General features: G+C 41.2%; 1 protein-coding gene and 2 pseudogenes. 2 read left to right on the forward strand and 1 reads right to left on the reverse strand.

Going from position 1 to position 999, the window contains the following annotated elements; translation table 11 throughout:
• Positions 1-284, forward strand: a pseudogene (locus tag ACFINZ_RS09980) (leucine--tRNA ligase); the annotation flags it as partial.
• Positions 271-846, forward strand: a complete 576-nt coding sequence (lptE, locus tag ACFINZ_RS09985) for an LPS assembly lipoprotein LptE (RefSeq protein ID WP_375701432.1) — start codon at positions 271-273, stop codon at positions 844-846. The pseudogene ACFINZ_RS09980 and the gene lptE, both read left to right, overlap by 14 nt.
• Here the strand turns inward: lptE and ACFINZ_RS09990 are convergent.
• A pseudogene (locus tag ACFINZ_RS09990) lies at positions 843-999 on the reverse strand (fructose-6-phosphate aldolase); the annotation flags it as partial. The gene lptE and the pseudogene ACFINZ_RS09990 sit on opposite strands and share 4 nt — an antisense overlap.

Raw genomic sequence — 999 nt, forward strand, 5'->3', positions numbered from 1 at the left:
CTCATTTAGCTGAAGAATGTCATGCTGCTTTAGGAGAGAAAACTTTAATCTCTGAACTTGCTTGGCCTGTTTGTGATCGCGCATTAACCGTTGAAGAATGCTATACCTTGCCGGTACAGATTAATGGTAAAAAACGCGGTGAGGTGACTGTGGCAGCAACAGCTAGTGAAGCGATGATTGAAGAAGCTGTTTTAGCTCTTGATTTTGTAAAGGTACATCTTGTCAAAAAGCCCGTGAAAAAAATGATTATTGTTCCAAAAAGGATTGTCAATGTCGTTCTTTAAAAGTTGTATTCTTGCTGGTTTGGCGGTTTTATTTACGCTTCTTTATGGGTGCAAAGTTGAACCACTTTATCGTCAAGTGTCTCAGATTTCGACGATAGAGTCTGTTCCGGGTGAATTTTCAGGAAAAAATTCTTTAGGACTCTCTGAAAAACTTGCTTCTATTGTCATTGAAGAACCGTCAGATCGTTTTGGTCAAATGGTGCGTAATCATCTGCTCTTTCTTCTTTATGGAAATGGCAGTAAACCTTCTACTCCGGTTTATCAGTTGGCATTACAGATTTCCGTACTTACAAGGGAATCTGTCCAGATAGAGATTGACTTCGATAAAAAGAGGAGAGGGCGACCTTCCGTTGGAACCGTGGTAAGCAAAGCATTCTACACCTTAAGAGATATGAAAAATGTTCCTGTTTCCAACGGCATGGCAACTATGAGCACATCCTTTGAGAGGATGCGCCAAGAATATGCAACTCTGCAAGCAGAGAAAGATGCGCACAAGCGTGTGGCTGAGGAGTTGGCTGAACAGATTTTCTTGTTGCTTTCAGGGGATCTTGCAAAAGGTTAAGCGATATTTTGTCCGGTTTTTTTCCAATCATCCAGAAAGATTTGCAAGCCTTTATCGGTTAAAGGGTGTTTGACTAGCGCTTTTAAGATTGCTGGTGGAACAGTTGCAACGTCTGCACCACTTAATGCTGCTTCTTTGACATGATTAACAGTG

The sequence above is a fragment of the Bartonella sp. AA81SXKL genome, from assembly GCF_042196945.1.
Classification (GTDB): Bacteria; Pseudomonadota; Alphaproteobacteria; order Rhizobiales; family Rhizobiaceae; genus Bartonella.